The 2,046-nt window shown below is 65.7% G+C and carries 3 protein-coding genes; all 3 read left to right on the forward strand.

The annotated features are described in order from the left end of the window. On the forward strand, positions 1 to 1,368 hold a 1,368-nt coding region (locus AC1DYI_RS33900), incomplete at its 5' end, for a sensor histidine kinase (protein WP_477208499.1). After that, positions 1,355 to 1,810: a response regulator gene (locus tag AC1DYI_RS33905; protein WP_477208500.1), complete on the forward strand. Its 456-nt coding sequence runs from the start codon at positions 1,355 to 1,357 to the stop codon at positions 1,808 to 1,810. The genes AC1DYI_RS33900 and AC1DYI_RS33905, both read left to right, overlap by 14 nt. Continuing rightward, a partial coding sequence (locus tag AC1DYI_RS33910; RefSeq protein WP_477208501.1) for a response regulator occupies positions 1,807 to 2,046 on the forward strand: 240 nt, incomplete at its 3' end. The genes AC1DYI_RS33905 and AC1DYI_RS33910, both read left to right, overlap by 4 nt.

Raw genomic sequence — 2,046 nt, forward strand, 5'->3', positions numbered from 1 at the left:
CGTGAACAGGAACGCGAGGTCTCGCAACGGCTGGACCGCCTGCTCGCCGACTTCTCGACCAGCGTCAGCTCGGACGACCGGGCCGCGCAAGAATTGCTGCACGACCTGCGGGACCACAACGCGACAGCGGACCGTCTGTTTGCCGAACTGCTCGCATCGCCGGTGGTCGATCCATCGGCAGGGCCCGCCGACCCGTCCACCCAGCGTTTCGAAGCACAGTTGTCGAGCCGGCTGCTGATCCTGCAGCAGGAAACGCTGGCCGACGCCTTCGAGCTGAGTGATCTGGCGGCTCAGCGCATCGACACCGCTCAGCGGCGCGTCGCGCTCGTCACGTTGGCCGGGCTGGCCCTGATCGCGCTGTGCACCTGCGGCGCCGCCTGGCTGGTCCATCGAAAGATGCTGCGGCCCATCGCCAGGCTGGAACAGGCGACGCGGGAAGTKGCCGCCGGCAACTGGACCTATCGGCTGGAGATCCATGGCGATGACGAGATCGCCCAGATGGCGCGTCACTTCAACGCCATGACACATGCGTTGCGCGACTCGTTTCACCAGATCGAGCGCAGCAACCACGAGCTGGCTGCGCTGAACAAGGAAATCGAAGCCTTCAGCTACTCGGTCTCGCACGATTTGCGAGGGCCGCTGCGCAGCATGRACGGCTTTGCGCTGGCGCTGCTGGAGGATTACAGCGGCAAGCTCGACGAGGACGGCGAAGACGCACTGCACCGCATCCGCGCCGCCAGCCAGCGCATGGGCCGGTTGATCGACGAGTTGCTGGGCCTGTCACGCGTGACCCGCACCGAGCTGTCGATCCGCCCGGTCGACCTCAGCCACATGGCCCACGAGATCACCGACTCGCTGGCCAAGCACCAGCCCGATCACCCGGTCTCTTTGAAGATCGACGAAGGGATGACGGTGCAGGCCGACCCGGCGCTGATGCGCATCGCGATGCAGAACCTGCTCGAGAACGCCTGGAAGTTCACCGGCAAGACAGCGAACCCGACGATCCACGTGGGCATGCGCAACACTGGTGAACGACGCGAGTTTTTCATCAGCGACAACGGCGTCGGCTTCGACATGGCCTATGCCAGCCGCCTGTTCGGCGCCTTCCAGCGCTTGCACCACGAGAACGAGTTTGCCGGCACCGGCATCGGCCTGGCGATCGTGCAGCGGGTCATCCGCCGTCACGGCGGCACGATCGGCGTGCAGGCCGAACTGGGCAAGGGCGCCACCTTCACTTTCTGCATGCAGGACCTCGAGCCGGAGCATTCAGTCGCACCGGCATCGGCCCATGCAGACCCGATTTCGCACAGCCCGGCGCACGGCGGGCCCAACGCACCCGCCGAAGGAGCACGCTGTGAGCGAGTCTGACAAGGTCATCCTGCTGGTCGAAGACAACGCCGACGATGCGACGCTGACGCTGCGGGCGTTCAAGCGCAGTCACCTGATGAACCCGATCGTGGTCGCGCGTGACGGCATCGAGGCGCTGGACTTTCTATTCGGGCGCGGCGCCCATGCCGAACGGGCCGGTGGACCGTTGCCCACGCTGGTCATCCTCGACCTCAAGTTGCCCAAGCTCGACGGACTGGGCGTGCTCAAGGCGATCCGTGCCGACCCGATCACGCAGTTTCTGCCGGTCGTGATCCTGACCTCGTCGAAGGAGGAGCAGGACCTGATCTCAGGCTACGCGCTGGGTGCGAACAGCTATGTGCGCAAGCCGGTCGATTTCGTCGAGTTCCTCGACGCCGTGAAGGTGCTCGGCATCTTCTGGCTGATGCTCAACCAGACCCCGACCCAGCGGACTTCATCGTGACCAAGGCGATTCGCGTTCTGGTGGTCGAGGATTCCGAGGACGACTCGCGGCTGGCCATGCGCGCGCTGCGCCGAGCCGGGTTCGAGCCGCGGCATCGGCGGGTCCAGGACGTGAAGGCGTTGCGCGCAGCGCTGGGCGAAGAGCCGTGGGACGCGGTGCTGTCGGACTTCTCACTGCCCGGCTTCAATGGGGTCGACGCGCTGAAGGTGTTTCGCGAGGCCGAGTTGGACATCCCC

The sequence above is a fragment of the Ideonella sp. P3_A4 genome, from assembly GCF_056403075.1.